Raw genomic sequence first — 18,654 nt, 5'->3', positions numbered from 1 at the left:
TTCGCCCCCGGCTCTCGCAGGCGTATCCGTCTGCGCGTCACCAACCGCGAACCGCCATGCGCTCCTCCTCGCGCAAGGTGGCGAGATCGATGCCCTGCATGGCCTGCCCGAGGTTCTTGGACAGGTGCGCCAACAGTTCGTAATCCTGATAATGCGTCACGGCCTGGACGATGGCGCGCGCGTACTTCTCTGGATTCTCGGACTTGAAGATGCCGGATCCCACGAACACGCCGTCCGAGCCGAGCTCCATCATGAGCGCGGCGTCGGCGGGCGTCGCGATGCCGCCCGCCGCGAAGTTGACGACCGGCAGGCGGCCGAGATCGTGCACCTGCTTGAGAAGATGATACGGCGCGCCGAGATTCTTCGCCTCGGCGTACAACTCGTCCTCGGACATCGCCTGAACGCGGCGAATGGCGGACTGCATCATGCGCTGATGGCGCACAGCCTCGACGATGTTGCCCGTGCCCGGCTCGCCCTTGGTGCGGATCATCGACGCACCCTCGGCGATGCGGCGCAGCGCTTCGCCGAGATCGCGCGCGCCGCAGACGAAGGGAACGGTGAACTTCGTCTTGTCGATGTGGTGCTTCTCGTCGGCCGGCGTGAGCACCTCGCTCTCGTCGATGTAGTCGACGCCCATCGCCTCGAGAATGCGCGCCTCCACGATGTGCCCAATGCGGCACTTCGCCATGACCGGGATGGAGACGGCGTTCATGACCTCTTCAATGATGGCCGGATCGGCCATACGGGCTACGCCGCCGGCTTTGCGGATATCCGACGGAACCCGCTCCAGCGCCATGACCGCGACGGCGCCGGCCGCCTCCGCGATCTTCGCCTGTTCCGCGTTGACGACGTCCATGATGACGCCGCCCTTCTGCATCTCCGCCATACCGCGCTTCACGCGATCCGTGCCGACATTCGACATGCCGCATCCCCCTCTGTATTGCAACCGGAACCAACCGGTGAGTGGTTGAAGACCTAACGATTATTGTAGTACAGCGCAGGCCCTCTTTCCACGTCAAATCGAATAGTTCGGCGCTTCTTTGGTGATCTGCACGTCGTGCGGATGGCTCTCGCGCAGACCCGCCGATGTGATCCGCACCATCTGGCTCTTCTCCTGCAACTCCTGGATGGTGGCGCACCCCGTGTAACCCATGCCGCTTCGCAGGCCGCCGACGAGCTGATACAGCGTCTCGCTCACCGGCCCGCGGTACGCCACGCGCCCCTCGATGCCCTCCGGCACGAGCTTCTTCGTGTCCCCTTCCGAATTGTCGCCTTGGAAGTAGCGATCGCCCGATCCGGCCCGCATCGCACCGATGGAGCCCATGCCGCGGTACACCTTGAACTGCCTGCCCTGGTAGATCTCGATCTCGCCCGGGCTTTCCGCCGTCCCTGCGAGCAGGCTTCCGATCATCACTGAGCTTGCGCCGGCCGAGATCGCCTTGACGATGTCGCCGGAGTACTTGATGCCGCCGTCCGCGATGATGGGAATGCCGCGCTTGCGCGCTGCGTTGGAGCAGTCGTAAATGGCCGTGATCTGCGGCACGCCCACGCCCGCCACGACACGGGTGGTGCAGATGGACCCCGGACCGATGCCGACCTTCACGGCGTTGACGCCCGCTTCCATCAGCGCCTCGCAGCCCGCCGCCGTCGCCACATTGCCGCCAATCAGCTGAATGTCCGGATAGCGCGAACGAATTTCGCGGACGACCTTGAGCACGAACTCCGAATGCCCGTGCGCCGTATCCACCACGATCACGTCACAGTGCGCCGCCACGAGCGCATCGACGCGATCCATCACGTCGGGCGAAACCGTCACCGCCGCACCGACCAAAAGACGGCCCTGCGAATCCTTCGCCGCATTCGGGAATCGGCGAGCGTTCTCGATGTCCTTGATGGTGATGAGGCCCCGCAGGTTGCCCTCGGCATCGACGAGCGGCAGCTTTTCAATCTTGTGCCGCTGAAGGATCTCCTTCGCCTCCGCCAGCGTCGTTCCCACCGGCGCGGTGATGAGGTTCTCGCGGGTCATGACTTCCCCGATGGGTCGAGAATCGTCCCGTTCGAAGCGCAGATCCCGGTTCGTGATGATCCCAATGAGCTTCTGCGATCCGCATTCCACAATCGGAACGCCCGAGATTCGATACTTGCTCATGAGCGCTTCCGCGTCGCGCAGGGGCTTGTCCGGCGTGAGATAGATGGGGTTGGTGATGACGCCGCTCTCGGAGCGTTTGACGCGATCGACCTCTTCGGCCTGCGCCTCGATGGACATGTTCTTGTGAATGATGCCGATCCCGCCCTCGCGCGCCATCGCGATGGCCATCGGCGAAGTGGTGACGGTGTCCATCGCGGCGGACACGATGGGGATGTTGAGGCGAATATCCGTGGTCAACCGGGTGGAGACGTCCACGTCCCGCGGAAGAACGGTCGAGTGAGCTGGCAATAACAGCACATCGTCGAAGGTCAGGGCTTCCCCCACAAATTTGTGTTCCCAGGCGCTCGTCACGATGGTTCCTCCTCTTCATCTCGCTCTCTGCGCATGGCGTCCCGAAAATATTGTGAGCAGTATAACAACCGGCTATGGGGGTGTCAATGCGCGGATTTTTGAGCTGCCGCGCCTTCGGGAGTGAAGGTCACACATTTGTCAAGATGACAAAACCGTCTAGAGCTTCGTGCGAAGGGCGGGAGCAGGGCTTCGGCCTTCGGCCTGCAGATCTGCTCCCGCCCTTCGCACTTCGCTTCTGGGTGAAGTGGAGGGCGGCAACCTTTGTGCTGGCCGAGAGGGATGGGTCATTCAACGTATAGAGGGCTTGTTCGGCTGGCTGAGCGTCGGACCGAGAAGAACGCGTGACCGGGGCTTACGTTTCGATAGGGTGCGATTCTGAGGCCATTCTCCGTTGCCTCGTCTCGTCTTGCGCGGAGATGCAGGTAGCCCGCGCAAACGACAAAAGGCCAGGCTAGATGCCTGACCTTTGTCTCTCGCCTGGCAACGACCTACCTTCCCAGGAGGCTTCCCTCCCAGTATTCTCGGCGCTGGAGGTCTTCACGTCCGTGTTCGGGATGGGTACGGGTGTTGCCCCTCCGCTAGGGTCACCAGGCTGGCTTCGTTCATCGCTCGCTCACACGGCTTCGCCCTTCGGGCTGCAGATGTGTTCGCTCGCGATTCACTTCGCCTCTGAGTCCCTTCCGCGAAGCCTGCGTTACGAGTCGGTACCTAACCACGCCTCGCTCGCATGTCGCTTCGCATCTGTCTTCCTGGCCCTTGCCGTCGTGCATAGGGAGTCTTGCAGGTGAGGCCCTCGACCGATTCGTATCTGTCCGCTCCACGCATCACTGCGCTTCCACGCCAGACCGATCCACCTCGTCGTCTTCGAGGGGTCTTACTTCCTTCACGGAATGGGATACGTCATCTTGAGGCGGGCTTCGCGCTTAGATGCTTTCAGCGCTTATCCCTTCCCGACTTGGCTACCCAGCGGTGCCCCTGGCGGGACAACTGGTACACCAGCGGTCGGTTCATCCCGGTCCTCTCGTACTAGGGACAACCCCTCTCACGTATCCTACGCCCGCGGCAGATAGGGACCGAACTGTCTCACGACGTTCTGAACCCAGCTCGCGTACCGCTTTAATGGGCGAACAGCCCAACCCTTGGGACCGACTTCAGCCCCAGGATGCGATGAGCCGACATCGAGGTGCCAAACCTCCCCGTCGATGTGAACTCTTGGGGGAGATCAGCCTGTTATCCCCGGGGTAGCTTTTATCCGTTGAGCGATGGCCCTTCCACTCGGAACCACCGGGTCACTAAGCCCGACTTTCGTCCCTGCTCGACCTGTCCGTCTCGCAGTCAAGCTCCCTTTTGCCTTTGCACGCTCCGCGCGATTTCCATCCGCGCTGAGGGAACCTTTGGGCGCCTCCGTTACCCTTTAGGAGGCGACCGCCCCAGTCAAACTGTCCGCCTGACACTGTCCCGCCTCGCGTCCTCACAAGGCCGGTTAGAACAACCGTGTCCCAAGGGTGGTATCCCAACGCCGACTCCACTCAGGCTGGCGCCCAAGCTTCTCCGTCTCCCACCTATCCTGTACATGGAACACCGTTGTCCCATATCAGGCTACAGTCAAGCTCCACGGGGTCTTTCCGTCTAACCGCGGGTAACCTGCATCTTCACAGGTACTACAATTTCACCGGGTCTCTCGTTGAGACAGCGCCCAAGTCGTTACGCCTTTCGTGCGGGTCGGAACTTACCCGACAAGGAATTTCGCTACCTTAGGACCGTTATAGTTACGGCCGCCGTTTACTGGGGCTTCGATTCGGACCTTCGGGGTTCCCCCCTAAGCCCTCCTCTTAACCTTCCAGCACCGGGCAGGCGTCAGCCCCTATACGTCGCCTTTCGGCTTCGCAGAGACCTGTGTTTTTGCTAAACAGTCGCTTGGGCCTTTTCACTGCGGCTCTTCCCCACGGAAGAGCGCCCCTTCTCCCGAAGTTACGGGGCCATTTTGCCGAGTTCCTTAACGAGAGTTCTCCCGCGCGCCTTCGTGTTCTCCACGCGCCCACCTGTGTCGGTTTCCGGTACGGGCACCTTCGGCTCGCTAGAGGCTTTTCTCGGCAGTGTGAACGTCGGGACTTCGGTACTTTTCTTCCCTCCCCATCACAGCTCACGCTTCTCGGGGTGCGCATTTCACTACACCCCACGCTCGCTGCTTGGACGGCCCCTTCCATCCGGCCGCTTCCCTCGTCCTCCTGCGTCACCCCTTCGCTCAAACGCCTACGGTGGTACAGGAATGTCAACCTGTTCTCCTTCGGCTACGCCTTTCGGCCTCACCTTAGGTCCCGACTGACCCTGGGCGGACGAGCCTTCCCCAGGAAACCTTGGGCTTTCGGCGGAGGGGATTCTCACCCCTCTTTTCGCTACTCATACCGGCATTCTCACTTCCATGCGCTCCACCAAGCCTCCCGGCTCAGCTTCCCCGCACATGGAACGCTCCCCTACCATGTCGCCATCCCGAGCTTCGGTGTCCGGTTTAGCCCCGTTCCATTTTCCGCGCAGCGCCACTCGACCAGTGAGCTATTACGCACTCTTTCAATGATGGCTGCTTCTAAGCCAACATCCTGGTTGTCTTCGCAGCGCCACATCGTTCCCCACTCAACCGGAACTTCGGGACCTTAGCTGCGGGTCTGGGCTGTTTCCCTCTCGACTACGGACCTTATCGCTCGCAGTCTCACTGCCAGGTTCCTCGACATTGTGGCATTCGCAGTTTGACGAAGCTTGGTAGCCCTCGCGGGCCCCGCACCCCATCAGCGCTCTACCTCCACAACTCATCCCCTGACGCTAGCCCTCAAGCTATTTCGGGGAGAACCAGCTATCACCGGGTTCGATTGGCATTTCACCCCTACCCCCAGTTCATCCCCTGGCTTTTCAACGCCAGTGGGTTCGGGCCTCCATGCGGTGTTACCCGCACTTCACCCTGACCAGGGGTAGATCACCCGGTTTCGGGTCGATGCGGACGAACTCACGCCCTCTTCAGACTCGCTTTCGCTTCGGCTCTGGCTCCTCCGCCTTCACCTCGCTCGCCCGCATCACTCGCCGGTTCATTCTACAAAAGGCACGCCGTCACACCCATCGGTGCTCCGACTGCTTGTAGGCACACGGTTTCAGGTTCTCTTTCACTCCGCTCCCGCGGTGCTTTTCACCTTTCCCTCACGGTACTCGTTCACTATCGGTCGCCAAGGAGTATTTAGCCTTAGGAGGTGGTCCTCCCGGATTCCTACGGGATTCCTCGTGTCCCGCAGTACTCGGGGTCTGTTTCCACCCTCGTGCGCGCGTTTCGGATACCGGGCTCTCACCGTCTCTGGCCGGCCTTCCCAGACCGTTCTCCTACGCGTACACTTGGGCTGGCTACCCTGCAGCTCGCCGCAAACAGCCCCACAACCCCGCATGCGCAACGGCTGCAGCCTTTCCCACGCATGCGGTTTAGGCTCCTCCGCTTTCGCTCGCCACTACTCACGGAATCGCGTTTGCTTTCTCTTCCTCGGGGTACTGAGATGTTTCACTTCCCCCGGTTCCCCGCTCGAGACCTTTCGGCCTCAAGCTGCTGGCGCTTCCCGCCAGCGGGTTCCCCCATTCGGACATCCACGGATCCAAGCCCGCTTACGGCTCCCCGTGGCATATCGGCGTTCGCCCCGTCCTTCTTCGGCTCTTGGCGCCTAGGCATCCACCGTGTGCCCTTCCTAGCTTCACCTATCCTGACTCCCTATGCACTTGCCAAGGTCCTCCGAGAGAGCTCTCGCTCCCTCAAAACTAAACACACGCCACCACCGAAGCCTGTAAGCCCCAAACCTTCTCCCTAGAAAGGAGGTGATCCAGCCGCACCTTCCGGTACGGCTACCTTGTTACGACTTCACCCCAATCATCGACCCCACCTTCGGCGGCTGGCTCCCCTTTCGGGGTTACCTCACCGACTTCGGGTGTTGCCGACTCTCGTGGTGTGACGGGCGGTGTGTACAAGGCCCGGGAACGTATTCACCGCGGCATGCTGATCCGCGATTACTAGCAATTCCGGCTTCATGCAGGCGAGTTGCAGCCTGCAATCCGAACTACGAGCGGCTTTTTGGGTTTCGCTCCGCCTCGCGGCTTCGCCTCCCTTTGTACCGCCCATTGTAGCACGTGTGTAGCCCAGGACATCAGGGGCATGATGATTTGACGTCATCCCCGCCTTCCTCCGACTTACGCCGACAGTCACCTGTGAGTCCCCGCCTCAACGCGCTGGTAACACAGGTCAAGGGTTGCGCTCGTTGCGGGACTGAACCCAACATCTCACGACACGAGCTGACGACAACCATGCACCACCTGTCTCCTCTGCCCCGAAGGGAAGGTGCATCTCTGCACCGGTCAGAGGGATGTCAAGCCCTGGTAAGGTTCTTCGCGTTGCTTCGAATTAAACCACATGCTCCACTGCTTGTGCGGGCCCCCGTCAATTCCTTTGAGTTTCAGTCTTGCGACCGTACTCCCCAGGCGGAGTGCTTATTGGGTTTCCTTCGGCACTGGGGTGTGTCCCCCCAACACCTAGCACTCATCGTTTACGGCGTGGACTACCAGGGTATCTAATCCTGTTTGCTCCCCACGCTTTCGTGCCTCAGCGTCAGTCACTGTCCAGCAAGGCGCCTTCGCCACAGGTATTCCTCCACATCTCTACGCATTTCACCGCTACACGTGGAATTCCCCTTGCCTCTCCAGCACTCAAGTCAAGCAGTTTCCAGAGCCATCCCATGGTTGAGCCATGGACTTTCACTCCAGACTTGCTCGACCGCCTACGCACCCTTTACGCCCAGTGATTCCGGACAACGCTCGCCCCCTACGTTTTACCGCGGCTGCTGGCACGTAGTTAGCCGGGGCTTCCTCACTCGGTACCGTCTCGCATGGGGCTTTCCACTCCCCATGCCGCTCTCCCCGAGCAACAGAGCTTTACAACCCGAAGGCCTTCTTCGCTCACGCGGCGTTGCTCCGTCAGGCTTGCGCCCATTGCGGAAGATTCCCTACTGCTGCCTCCCGTAGGAGTCTGGGCCGTGTCTCAGTCCCAGTGTGGCCGGTCACCCTCTCAGGTCGGCTACGCATCGTCGCCTTGGTGGGCCGTTACCCCACCAACGAGCTAATGCGCCGCGGGCTCCTCTCTCAGCGGCCCAATCGGGCCTTTCCCCGCAAGAAGATGCCTCCTCGCGGCGTATCCGGCATTAGCGCCCGTTTCCGGGCGTTATTCCGGTCTGAAAGGCAGATTACCCACGTGTTCCTCACCCGTCCGCCGCTGACCTCCGAAGAGGTCCGCTCGACTTGCATGTATTAGGCACGCCGCCAGCGTTCGTCCTGAGCCAGGATCAAACTCTCAATCCAAGTGCTTTATCCTGACCTGTGGTCACAAGGACTCACGGGCTTGGTGGTCTCGTGTGTTTAGTTTTCAAGGAGCGATTCCCGCGCCACCGCGCGGATTTCGTGCCGCCTCGCGGGCGGCGAAAACGATACTATCACCGCTTCCCCCTCTGTGTCAAGCGGGATCGCGGAGAAAAATACGAGGAAAAAACAGGGGTGCTCAGGCGGAAACGCATTCGTATGAATCAGGCAACGGGCGCTTGATGTTCCCTCGCGGCCCTCCGCTCAAGCGTCTCCTTCTTCGTCCTCCCGTTCAGGGAATCGTCCGTGCCTTGCAAGCCAGGCTCTAAGATGCGACACGTCACGTCCTGCGCGCTCCATCTCTATGACCTGCCGTTCGAACATCGTGAGCACGACACCCCAAAGTCGCTTCGCGACCGACTCTGCCAGCTCGTCCAGGCTCATCTTGCCAATGTTCTTTGTATCGATGAGCGACTCCGCCCACTCAACGAATCGTTGAAACTCCTGGCCGAACTTCGGGTCTTCGAGAACCTTCAAAAATTCCGGTGGATATTGACGTCGGAATTCCGGATCCCGAAGCACATCCTCCAAAGTCTCAGCCTTCACTGCACTCCCCCCTTCCACACCAGGCGCGACCGCCTTCGCCATCACGCGAGCCAATCGTGGGGCAGAAGCTCTCCGAGCCTCACGATCACGCCCGACGCCACCATCACCTCGGCCTCTCGGTTATCGGGATGGAGCTGCCGGATGAATTCCCGACACCGCCCGCACGGTGGCAGGATCCGGCCGTCCCTTCCCACCGCCACCATGCGGACGACGCGATTTTCCCCGGCCGTGATCATGGCCGCCGCAGCCGCGTGTTCGGCGCAGAAGCCGAGCGAGCACGCCGTGTCGATGCACACGCCCACGTACACGTGCCCCCGATCCGTCTCGAGCGCCGCGGCCACCGATCCCGCCGTCGCCTCCGGCGAGAGTTGCCGAATTCCATGCACGGATTGGGCTCTGGCGATGAGCTCATCAAACGTCATCGGCGCGCCTCCATCCCTTGGCCGAAGGTGAATACGTTTTCTCGCCGATCGCGGCCAAACCCTCGCCGCGCCGCACCCAGGCGATTCACCTGAAAAACTGCGTCCACCCGCTCGTCACGGCGAAGCCCAGGCGGCGATAGATGCCGCCCGCATTGGGGTTGTCGTAGTATAGGCAGAGCGTCTTCCCGCGCTCGTCAAAGACGTCGCACAGCTTTGCCACACACCGCGTGGCATACCCAAGTCCCCGGTACAGAGGGCGCGTGCAGACGCCGACGACCATCGCCGTCCACGTATTCTCGGCGACCGCGCTCGCCGAGGCCGCCATCTCGCCGCGCTCTCCCGGGACGTAGAAGCACAGCGTGTCGCCGGACTCAAACGATTGGCGAAGCGACAACTCCGTCGTGTTGCTGTTCGCGAACTCCGCGATGCTCTTTCGCAGCTGCCACAGTTGCCCGACGTGATCGACCGTCGCTTGATAGACCCCCGCCGTGTCGACAAAAGGCCTCGGCGCGTGCGGCGGACGTTCGGCAAAGGCAAACTCCCGAACCTGCCGCGGTTGGAATCCGCCCACGTCCTGGAGAAGGCTGAGCGACACGGAGTCTCCCTGCACCATCGACCACGCCGTGTTGGACTGCAGCATGCGGACCACGTCTTCCACGCCTTCGGGGCCCTCGGTCGAAAAGATGTAGCTTCCGTAGAAACGCAGCAAGACCGCGGTCACACGCCCGTCGGACAGGTACCCGTACACCTCTTGAAAGGGCGCGTCGTAGCCGTACCGCTCGATGTCTCCCGTGAGAAACGTGTGAAGCGCCGGCCGTTTCGACAAGTAGGCAACGACGCGGTCGTGATCGGACGCTGTCAGCCTTCGAAACATGCGGTCACTCTCCTCGTCTCGACCAGCGCCTCACGGCCTTACTTCTCTTTGACGATCGCGTTCACCACGATGAAGCAAAGCCCGACAAACGTCGCGAAGGCGAGAAACATCGCGCTCGTGTGCACGACAAAGTCCCAAAACGCGTTCTGCACCGACACCGCCTCCTCACTCGCATCGTAACAGACGGGCGCGCCTCCATCCAAGCGCGCCCCATGCGATCACGGCTCCGAATCCTCGTCGTCATCCTTGACCACGCGGCTGACGGAGGCCACCTCGACGCCTTCGTCGACGTTGATGAGCCGCACGCCCTGCGTGTTCCGGCTCAGGGTGGACACGTCGCGCACGTGGATGCGGATGGCCACGCCGGCCTGCGTCACGATCATCACGTCGTCGTCTTCCGTCACCATGCACATCTCGATGGCATGCCCGTTCTTCGGCGTGCAGTTGAGCGTCTTGATGCCCTTGCCGCCGCGCGACTGCGCGCGATACTCGCTCACCGGCGTGCGCTTGCCGTAGCCGCGGGACGTGACGACGAGCACGTCGTGATCGTCCTCCGCCACATCCATCGCAATGACTTCGTCGCCTTCGCTGAGCGAGATGCCCTTGACCCCGGTCGCGGCGCGGCCCATCGGGCGCACATCGGTCTCCGGGAAGCGGATGGCGAGCCCGTTGCGCGTGACCATCATGATCTCCTTCGTGCCGTCCGTCAGCTTCACGCCGACGAGGTCGTCGTCGTCGCGAAGGTTGATGGCGATGAGCCCGTTCTTGCGCACGTTCGAGTACTCGGCGAGCGGCGTCTTCTTCACGATGCCCTGGCGCGTGGCGAAAAACAGGTACGTATCGCCGATCTCGGCCGGATCGAGCGACTTCACCGGGATCATCGCGGTGACCTTCTCGCCCTGCTCGATGTTGAGCAGGTTCACGATGGGCGTTCCGCGCGCCTGCCGGCCGAACTCGGGCACGTCGTAGGCCTTGATGGCGTACATGCGGCCGCGGTTCGTGAAGAAGAGCAAGTAGTCGTGCGTCGACGTCACGTGCAGCCCGGTCACGAAGTCTTCCTCGTGCGCGTTGATGAGCGTCATCCCCCGCCCGCCGCGGCGCTGACTGTGGTACGTGGAGAGCGGCAGCCGCTTAATGTAGCCGCGGTGGGTGATGGCGATCACGACGTCGTGCACCGGGATGAGATCCTCTTCGCTGATCTCGCCCTCGGCGTTCACGATCCGCGTGCGCCGCTCGTCGCCGAACCGCTCCTTGATCTCCAGGATCTCCTGCCGGATCACGCCGTCCAAGAGCTTCGGATCGGCGAGGATGGCTTTGAGCTCGGCGATGCGCTGCTGCAACTCCTGATACTCCGCCTCAATCTTCTCCCGCTCGAGGCCCGTCAGCCGCTGCAGGCGCATGTCCAGGATGGCCTGGGCCTGCTCCTCCGACAGCCCGAACGTCGAGATGAGCCCCTGGCGCGCCTCGTCGACGGTGCGTGAGCTTCGGATGAGCGAGATGACCTCGTCCAGGTGATCGAGTGCGATACGCAGGCCCTCCAGGATGTGGGCGCGCGCCTCGGCTTTGGCGAGATCGTACTGCGTCCTGCGGCGAACGACGTCTCGCTGATGATTCAGATAGTGTTCGAGCGTCTCGCGAAGCGTGAGCACCTTCGGCTCGCCGTTCACGAGCGCCAAATTGATGACGCCGAAGCTCGTCTGCAGGGCCGTGTGCTTGAACAGGTTGTTCAGCACCACCTGCGGGCGCACGTCGCGGCGCAGCTCGATCACGACGCGCATGCCGCGCCGATCGCTCTCGTCGCGGAGATCCGTGATGCCGTCGATCTTCTTCTCGCGCGCGAGTTCCGCGATCTTCTCCACGATGCGCGCCTTGTTCTGCTGATACGGGATCTCCGTCACCACGATGCGCGTCTTGCCGCCGGAAAGCTCCTCGAAGTGCGTGACCGCGCGCACCGTGATGGAACCGCGGCCCGTTTCGTAGGCCTTTCGAATGCCCTCGCGGCCTAAGATGACGCCGCCCGTCGGAAAGTCCGGACCCTTGATGACCGTCATCAGGTCGTCGAGCGTCGCGTCCGGATGGTCGATCAGCATGACGACGCCGTCGATCACCTCGCGCAGGTTGTGCGGCGGGATGTTCGTCGCCATGCCGACGGCGATACCGCTCGATCCGTTGACGAGAAGGTTCGGGAAGCGGGACGGCAGGACGACGGGCTCTTCTTCCTGCTCGTCGTAGTTGGGAATGAAATCGACCGTCTCCTTGTTGATGTCCCGCAGGAGTTCAAGCGCGATGGCGGACATGCGCGACTCGGTGTACCTCATCGCCGCGGCCGCATCGCCGTCGATGGATCCGAAGTTTCCGTGCCCGTCGATGAGCGGATAACGCGTGGAAAAATCCTGCGCCAGCCGCACCAAGGCCTCGTACACCGCGGCGTCGCCGTGCGGGTGGAACTTACCCAGCACGTCGCCGACGATGCGCGACGACTTCTTGTACGGCTTGTCCGGCGTCATGCCTGCCTCGTACATCGCGTACAGGATGCGCCGATGCACAGGCTTCAGGCCGTCGCGCACGTCCGGAATGGCCCGAGCGACGATGACGCTCATCGCGTAATCAAGAAACGAATTGCGCAGCTCCTGGCTGATATCCACCGGCAAGATGCCGCGAGAGCTGCTCTCGTCTGCCATGCATGCCACCTCTCATCTGGTTCCACCCGGGCCAAGCGTCGCCCGTGTGTCCGTGTCACACGTCCAAGTTGCGGACAAATCGCGCGTGTTCCGCGATGAAATCCCGCCGCGGCTCGACCTTGTCGCCCATGAGGATGCTGAAGATCATGTCCGCATCCATCGCATCCTCCATCGTGACGCGGAGCAGCGTGCGCGACTCCGGATCCATCGTCGTCTCCCAGAGCTGGTCGGCGTTCATCTCGCCGAGCCCCTTGTACCGCTGCAGCCGCACGCCCTCACGGCCCATCTCCTGAAGGATCTGCTCGAGCTGGGCGTCGGAATAGGCGTACCGCACCACTTTGCCCTTCTCGATCTTGTAAAGCGGCGGCTGGGCGATGTAGATGTAGCCCGCGTCGATGAGCGGCCGCATGAACCGGTAGAAGAGCGTGAGCAACAGAATGCGAATGTGGCTCCCGTCGTGATCCGCATCCGTCATGATGACGATCTTGTGATAGCGGGCCTTCGAAATATCGAAGTCGTCGCCGATGCCCGTGCCGCACGCGGTGATGATGGCGCGAATCTCCTCGTTCGCCAGCACCTTGTCCAAGCGCGCCTTTTCGACGTTGATGATCTTCCCGCGAAGCGGCAGAATGGCCTGCGTCTGCGGATCTCGCCCCATCTTGGCCGATCCGCCTGCGGAATCTCCTTCGACGAGAAACAGCTCGGACCGCTCCGGATCCTTCGAGCTGCAGTCGGTGAGCTTGCCGGGGAGGCTCGTCACGTCCATCTTCTTGCTGCGCGTCAACTCGCGCGCGCGCCTTGCCGCCTCGCGCGCCCTCGCCGCGAGAATGCACTTCTCCACAATCTTCCGCGCGATGGACGGGTTCTCCTCGAGGAACATCTGCATCCGCTCGGCGAAGAGCGTCTCGACGATGCCGCGGACCTCGCTGTTGCCGAGCTTCGTCTTGGTCTGGCCCTCGAACTGCGGCTCAGGAACCTTGACGCTCACCACGGCGGTCAGCCCCTCGCGGACGTCGTCGCCGGTCATGCTGTTGTCGTTCGACTTCAGGAAGCCGTATCGCCGAGCGTAGTCGTTGATCACGCGCGTCAGCGCGCTCTTGAAGCCGGCCTCGTGCGTGCCGCCCTCCGCCGTGTTGATGTTGTTCGCGAACGAGTAGACCGTTGCTGCATAGCCGTCGTTGTATTGGAGGGCGATCTCGACCGCGACGTCGTCCTTCACCGCGGAGACGTAGATGGGATCGTCAAACAGCACGTCCTTCGACTGATTTAGCCAGCGGACGAATTCCGCGACGCCCCCGTCGTACTTGAAGACCGCCCGCTTGCCGCCCTCCCGCTCGTCCTCGAACACAATCTCCAGGCCCGCGTTGAGGAAGGCGAGCTCGCGCAGGCGGTTCATGAGCGTCTCCGCCGAGAACACCGTCGTCTCCGTGAAGATCTCGGGATCCGGCTTGAACGAGACCTTCGTCCCCGTCTTGTCCGTCGTGCCAATGACCTTCAGGTCGTACAGCGGCGTGCCGCGCTCGTACTCCTGCACATAAATGCGGCCGTCGCGATGCACTTCGACGCGCATCCACTCCGAGAGCGCGTTCACCACGGAGGCACCCACGCCATGCAGGCCGCCCGAAACCTTGTACCCTTTGCCGCCGAACTTGCCGCCCGCGTGCAGCGTGGTCAAGACCGTCTCGACCGCGGGCCTTCCGGTCTTCGGGTGAATGCCCACGGGAAACCCGGCCCCGTTGTCTATGACCGTCACGCTGTTGTCCGGGTGGACCTGCACCACGATCCGCGTGCATCGCCCGGCGAGCGCTTCATCGACCGCGTTGTCGACAATCTCCCACACAAGGTGGTGCAGCCCCTTCGCGCTCGTCGAGCCGATATACATGCCAGGCCGCTTGCGCACGGCCTGGAGTCCTTCCAGGACCTCAATTTGCGACTCATCGTACACCTGTTCCGGTATTCGATCCGCCAAAGAAGTTCCCTCCGCCTCAGAACACAACAAAAAGCGGCTCGGCGCCCATCCTCTCAGGATCGCCGAGTTTTCCGCACTTCAGACACGTTCTTCGGCTATTATACCAGAACAAACTCGGAACAGCCGGAAATCGTCCAGCTCCTGGCCGAGCCGATTGAGGCTGGTCGTGGTGATGACCGTCTGCACCTTGCGGCTCATCCCAAGCACGAGGTTGCGCTGGCGGAGATCGTCGAGTTCGGACAGGACGTCGTCGAGCAGCAGCACGGGATACTCGCCGAGCTCCTCGTGCATGAAATCGATCTCGGCGAGCCGAAGCGACAGCGCAATGGTCCGCTGCTGTCCCTGGCTGGCGGCCGTGTGCACCTCCCGGCCGTCGAGAAAGAGCAGGATGTCGTCCCGGTGGGGGCCGGCGCTCGTCGTGCCAAAGCGCAGATCCTGCGCCCGGTTTTTTTCGAGCGCGCGTTGCACGGTGTCTGCCATCTCCTCCACGCTCATGCCTTCCTCGACGCCGGAGACCGAACTTCGGTACGCGAGCGCAAACTCTTCCCGGCCGCTCGCGATGTCGCTGTAGATGCGAGCGGCGTATGCGCGCAACCGCGCGAGAAACCGGAGGCGCCGGTGAATCACGTGCGCCCCGTGAAAGGCAATCTGTCGGTCAAACGTGGCGAGCACGTCGTCGTCCGGAGACAGCGGTGCGGTCTTCAGCCAGCGGTTTCGCTGCAAGAGCGCGCGATTGTAAAGGCTCAGGTGGTGGAGATACAAGGGCTCCATCTGTCCCAGTTCCGTGTCGAGAAACCTGCGCCGAACGCGGGGACTGCCCTTGACGAGATCGAGGTCCTCCGGCGCAAAGAGCACCACCTGCACCTGGCCGACAAACTCGGTCATCCGGCCCACCTGAACGCCGTTGGCGAACGCCCTGCGCCCCTCTGGCCCCAGTTCCAACGTCAGGCGCCGGTCTCCGTACCGCGTCGAGGCCTCCAACAGGATGCGCGCGCGGTCCTGTTCCCAGCGGATGAGATCGCGATCCCGATGAGCCCTGTGCGACTTGCCCACGGCGATGAGCAGCATCGCTTCCAGGGCGTTCGTCTTTCCCTGGCCGTTCTCGCCGACGAGCACGTTCACTCCTGGCGACAACTCGATCTCGGCCTTCGCATAGTTGCGAAAGTCGTGGAGTTCAACGCGGCGGATGTCCATCCGGCTCGCTCACCACGCGATACACCGCGCCTTCCACCTCGACCTCGTCGCCATCGCGCAGTTTCCTGCCGCGACGCGTCTCCATGGCGCCGTTGACGCGCACCCGCCCTTCGGCCAGAAACGACTTGACCTCTCCGCCCGAGGCCACAATCTGCACCTTTTTCAACAGTTGACCCAATGTGATGTGCTCTCCGCGAATGTGAACGTCCATCATGACCTCCAGAGAATGGGCGAGATGAGCTGCAGCATGGACGGATCGCCGCTTCGCTCGATGACGAAGGCCTGATTCGCCCCGTTGAACCGAATCGCGATCTCGGCGGCGTCGAGCGCGCGCACGGCTTCGATCACGTACCGCCCGTTGAATGCGATCTGCAGATCTTCGCCCTCCTTGCGCAGGGCATGCAGGGTCTCCGAGACGTTGCCGACCTCCGGCGAGTGCGAGGTGACTGTCAGGGTGTCGCCCGTCACCTCGAGGCGGACCATGTGATTGTCCTTGTCGCGGGCAATGAGCGCGGCGCGATCGATGGCGTGAAGAAACGCGTCTCCGTCCAGCACCACCTGCGTGCGCGCCGAGCGCGGAATCAGCCGCGAAGTGTCCGGATACGTGCCCTCCAAGAGCCGGGTGTAAAACCGCGTCGGGCCGATGACAAACAGCCCGTGGCTCGGCGTGAGCACCATCTCCACCGACGTCTCGTCCTCGGGAAGGATCTTCGACAGCTCTGACAGCGACTTCGCCGGGATCACCACCTGGCGCTCGGGCAGATCCGCCTGGGGCACGCGGTGCTGCGCGAGCCGCAGGCCGTCGGTGGCGATGAACGTGAGGTGCGTGGGATCCGACGTGATCGACACGCCGGTCAACACAGGGCGGACCTCCGACGTGGCCGCGGCGAAGACGGTCGACTCAATGAGCCGCCCCAACGTGCTCGCAGGGATCTGCATGCTTTCATAGCCCATGAAGTTCGGCAGCTCGGGGAACTCCTCGGCGTCGATGCCGTGAAGGTGAAATTCCACGCTTTGCGCCGAGATCTCCGTCATATAGTTGGCATCGACGCGCATATGAATCTCCGTGTCGGGGAGTTTGCGGACGATGTCGCCGAAGTATCGGGCGGGCAGGACGATGGCGCCCGTCTGATGGACGCGGAGCCCGGTTTCTTCGCCGACCGGCACGCGCGTCTGAATCGCGAGTTCGAGATCGTAGGCGGTTGCGACGATCTCGTCCTCGTGAACCTCGATGAGGATCCCCATCAGCACCTGTTTGGGGGTTCGCACGGCGACGGCCTTGGAGACAATCTGCAGGGCGTTCGAGAGCGCCTGCTTTTGCAGTGAGAATTCCATGCGTCGACTCCCTTCCCTGTGCAGAGCGGCGTTGGATGTCATCGCGGGCGTTGCGTCAGGATCAACAGGAGGAGAAGGAAGGATCCTGATCATCGTCGTGATCATGATCATCGCGGTGGATATGTGGACAACCCCTCAATCACGCCGCAACATTCATGCACAGCCTGTTGACAACTTTGTGGATAAGTCCGCTGATTTGCGCTGTCCACCTGTGGACAACCTGTGTTTTAGGTGAGTGTCCTTATCGCTTGGCTGAGCCGCTCGATGGTGGCGCGCAGCTCGTCGTCCCTCATCATTTCCTCGTGCACCCGTTCGCAGGCGTGCATGACCGTCGTGTGATCTCGCCCGCCGAAGGCCTCTCCAATGCGGGGCAGCGAGAGATCCGTCAGCTCGCGCGTCAGATACATCGCAATCTGGCGAGGGAACGCGATATTCCGCGTCCGCTTCTTGCCCTTCAGGTCGTCGACCTTGAGACCGTAGTGATCGGCCACCACTTTCTGGACGTGATTCACCGTCACCGCGCGGGGGCGGTTCGGGTGGATGAGGTCCTTCAAGGCTTCCTCGGCGAGGGCCACGCTGAGATCTTCCTTCACGAGCGAAGAGTACGCAATGACTCGCGTGAGCGCGCCCTCGAGTTCCCGGATGTTCGAGTCGATTTGGTTGGCGATGAAGGCGAGCACGTCGACGGGAACGTCCAAGCCGTCCGCTTTCGCCTTGCGCTGCAGGATGGCGATGCGCGTCTCGAGATCGGGCGGTTGGATGTCGGTGATGAGCCCCCATTCGAAACGCGAACGAAGCCGGTCTTCAAGCGTCGGAATCTCCCGAGGCGGGCGATCGCTCGAGATGACGATTTGCTTTCCGACCTCGTGAAGACTGTTGAAGGTATGGAAGAACTCCTCCTGCGTCTGTTCCTTGTTCGCGATGAACTGAATGTCGTCAATCAAAAGCACATCGACGGTGCGGTAGCGAGCTCGGAACGAGTCGGGGTTCTTGTCGCGGATGGCCGCGATGAACTCGTTCGTAAATCGCTCGGAGGATATGTAACTGACTTTGAAATTCGGATAATGTTGGCGCACGTAGTGCCCGATGGCGTGCATGAGGTGCGTCTTCCCAAGCCCCACGCCGCCATAGATGAAGAGCGGGTTGTACGCGTTCGCAGGACGCTCTGCAACGGCGAGGCACGCGGCGTGTGCAAAGCGGTTGCCCGCGCCGATGACGAACGAGTCAAACGTGTAACGGGGGTTGAGGTTGGTCTCCGTGTCTTCTTCGGCTGTCACCGGTTCGGGCGCGCGCCGAACGATCACGGCGGGGGCCTGCACGTCGTCCTCTGTGATAAATCGCACCCGATACTCGCGGTCCATGAGGGTCATCATCAGCGTTTCGACGAGGGAAGTGTAATGTTCGGACAGCCAGTTGCGTACGAATGTGGAGGGCGCGGAGATGTAGACCGTTTGCTCCGACTCATCGATTCGGACGATGTGGGTGTCCTCGAACCAGGTGCTGTAGGTGGGCCCGGAGACCTTGTCCTGAACCATCTGGAGGACCTGGTTCCACAGCGCGTCGTAGGTCGGATCGACTTTGGTACTCATCACGAAAGGTTCCCCCTAGTGTTGAAAGGACTTGTCCACAGCACGCGGGAGTATGACGAACGATAGGAAGTCCGGGTTGTCGTCGGTGTCACCTGTGGACTTGTGCAAAGTGAA

At 62.0% G+C, this 18,654-nt stretch carries 12 protein-coding genes and 3 rRNA genes; 1 reads left to right on the top strand and 14 read right to left on the bottom strand.

Annotated features, from left to right (window positions below; translation table 11 throughout):
• Positions 1-37: 37 nt before the first annotated feature.
• The 13 genes from pdxS to dnaN all read right to left on the bottom strand — a co-directional run bounded on the left by pdxS (position 38) and on the right by dnaN (position 16,951).
• A complete protein-coding gene (gene pdxS, locus AACI_RS00075) occupies positions 38-922 on the bottom strand; it encodes a pyridoxal 5'-phosphate synthase lyase subunit PdxS (protein WP_008340765.1) in 885 nt (294 codons plus the stop codon).
• Between the two features lie 93 nt (positions 923-1,015).
• On the bottom strand, positions 1,016-2,500 hold the full coding sequence (gene guaB, locus AACI_RS00070) for an IMP dehydrogenase (protein WP_012809473.1): 1,485 nt from the start codon (positions 2,498-2,500) through the stop codon (positions 1,016-1,018).
• Positions 2,501-2,975: 475 nt separating this feature from the next.
• A 5S ribosomal RNA gene (rrf, locus tag AACI_RS00065) occupies positions 2,976-3,092 on the bottom strand.
• Between the two features lie 189 nt (positions 3,093-3,281).
• Positions 3,282-6,227: ribosomal RNA gene (locus tag AACI_RS00060) — 23S ribosomal RNA — on the bottom strand.
• Between the two features lie 109 nt (positions 6,228-6,336).
• Positions 6,337-7,873: ribosomal RNA gene (locus tag AACI_RS00055) — 16S ribosomal RNA — on the bottom strand.
• Together the 16S, 23S and 5S rRNA genes form the textbook arrangement of a ribosomal RNA operon.
• 261 nt (positions 7,874-8,134) lie before the next feature.
• Positions 8,135-8,518 carry a hypothetical protein gene (locus AACI_RS00050; protein ID WP_012809472.1) on the bottom strand — a complete coding sequence of 128 codons (384 nt, stop codon included), beginning with the start codon at positions 8,516-8,518 and terminating at the stop codon, positions 8,135-8,137.
• Positions 8,518-8,898: a cytidine deaminase family protein gene (locus AACI_RS00045; protein ID WP_008341212.1), complete on the bottom strand. Its 381-nt coding sequence runs from the start codon at positions 8,896-8,898 to the stop codon at positions 8,518-8,520. The genes AACI_RS00050 and AACI_RS00045 overlap by 1 nt, the downstream gene beginning before the upstream one ends.
• An 85-nt stretch (positions 8,899-8,983) precedes the next feature.
• Positions 8,984-9,772, bottom strand: coding sequence for a GNAT family N-acetyltransferase (locus AACI_RS00040; protein WP_012809471.1), 789 nt, complete (start codon positions 9,770-9,772; stop codon positions 8,984-8,986).
• Between the two features lie 218 nt (positions 9,773-9,990).
• A complete protein-coding gene (gyrA, locus tag AACI_RS00035) occupies positions 9,991-12,453 on the bottom strand; it encodes a DNA gyrase subunit A (RefSeq protein WP_012809470.1) in 2,463 nt (820 codons plus the stop codon).
• Positions 12,454-12,508: 55 nt separating this feature from the next.
• Positions 12,509-14,422 (bottom strand): DNA topoisomerase (ATP-hydrolyzing) subunit B, encoded by a 1,914-nt coding sequence (gyrB, locus tag AACI_RS00030; protein ID WP_012809469.1) that lies wholly within the window; start codon positions 14,420-14,422, stop codon positions 12,509-12,511.
• Between the two features lie 78 nt (positions 14,423-14,500).
• The gene (gene recF / locus AACI_RS00025) at positions 14,501-15,616 is read right to left on the bottom strand and encodes a DNA replication/repair protein RecF (protein WP_012809468.1); all 1,116 of its coding nucleotides are present in this window, start codon (positions 15,614-15,616) and stop codon (positions 14,501-14,503) included.
• Entirely contained in the window at positions 15,597-15,827 is a 231-nt protein-coding gene (gene yaaA / locus AACI_RS00020) for a S4 domain-containing protein YaaA (RefSeq protein ID WP_012809467.1), read from the bottom strand. The genes recF and yaaA overlap by 20 nt, the downstream gene beginning before the upstream one ends.
• Positions 15,827-16,951 carry a DNA polymerase III subunit beta gene (dnaN, locus tag AACI_RS00015; RefSeq protein WP_012809466.1) on the bottom strand — a complete coding sequence of 375 codons (1,125 nt, stop codon included), beginning with the start codon at positions 16,949-16,951 and terminating at the stop codon, positions 15,827-15,829. The genes yaaA and dnaN overlap by 1 nt, the downstream gene beginning before the upstream one ends.
• 31 nt (positions 16,952-16,982) lie before the next feature.
• On the opposite strand from dnaN, the gene AACI_RS16695 reads away from it, so the two are divergent.
• On the top strand, positions 16,983-17,186 hold the full coding sequence (locus AACI_RS16695; RefSeq protein WP_218917092.1) for a hypothetical protein: 204 nt from the start codon (positions 16,983-16,985) through the stop codon (positions 17,184-17,186).
• Here the strand turns inward: AACI_RS16695 and dnaA are convergent.
• Positions 17,179-18,543 carry a chromosomal replication initiator protein DnaA gene (gene dnaA / locus AACI_RS00010; protein WP_012809465.1) on the bottom strand — a complete coding sequence of 455 codons (1,365 nt, stop codon included), beginning with the start codon at positions 18,541-18,543 and terminating at the stop codon, positions 17,179-17,181. The two genes, AACI_RS16695 and dnaA, sit on opposite strands and share 8 nt — an antisense overlap.
• Positions 18,544-18,654 lie beyond the last annotated feature (111 nt).

The organism is Alicyclobacillus acidocaldarius subsp. acidocaldarius DSM 446 (assembly GCF_000024285.1).
Taxonomy (GTDB): domain Bacteria; phylum Bacillota; class Bacilli; order Alicyclobacillales; family Alicyclobacillaceae; genus Alicyclobacillus; species Alicyclobacillus acidocaldarius.
The sequence above is the reverse complement of the archived record's forward strand: the minus strand, read 5'-3'. Positions and strand labels throughout refer to the sequence as shown.

What these genes read in the sequence shown, in the direction of transcription:
- dnaN (WP_012809466.1), bottom strand. Translation starts at nt 16,951, where the DNA reads ATGGAATTCTCACTGCAAAAGCAGGCGCTCTCGAACGCCCTGCAGATT.
- pdxS (WP_008340765.1), bottom strand. Translation starts at nt 922, where the DNA reads ATGTCGAATGTCGGCACGGATCGCGTGAAGCGCGGTATGGCGGAGATG.
- AACI_RS00045 (WP_008341212.1), bottom strand. Translation starts at nt 8,898, where the DNA reads ATGACGTTTGATGAGCTCATCGCCAGAGCCCAATCCGTGCATGGAATT.
- recF (WP_012809468.1), bottom strand. Translation starts at nt 15,616, where the DNA reads ATGGACATCCGCCGCGTTGAACTCCACGACTTTCGCAACTATGCGAAG.
- AACI_RS00050 (WP_012809472.1), bottom strand. Translation starts at nt 8,518, where the DNA reads ATGGCGAAGGCGGTCGCGCCTGGTGTGGAAGGGGGGAGTGCAGTGAAG.
- yaaA (WP_012809467.1), bottom strand. Translation starts at nt 15,827, where the DNA reads ATGGACGTTCACATTCGCGGAGAGCACATCACATTGGGTCAACTGTTG.
- AACI_RS00040 (WP_012809471.1), bottom strand. Translation starts at nt 9,772, where the DNA reads ATGTTTCGAAGGCTGACAGCGTCCGATCACGACCGCGTCGTTGCCTAC.
- gyrA (WP_012809470.1), bottom strand. Translation starts at nt 12,453, where the DNA reads ATGGCAGACGAGAGCAGCTCTCGCGGCATCTTGCCGGTGGATATCAGC.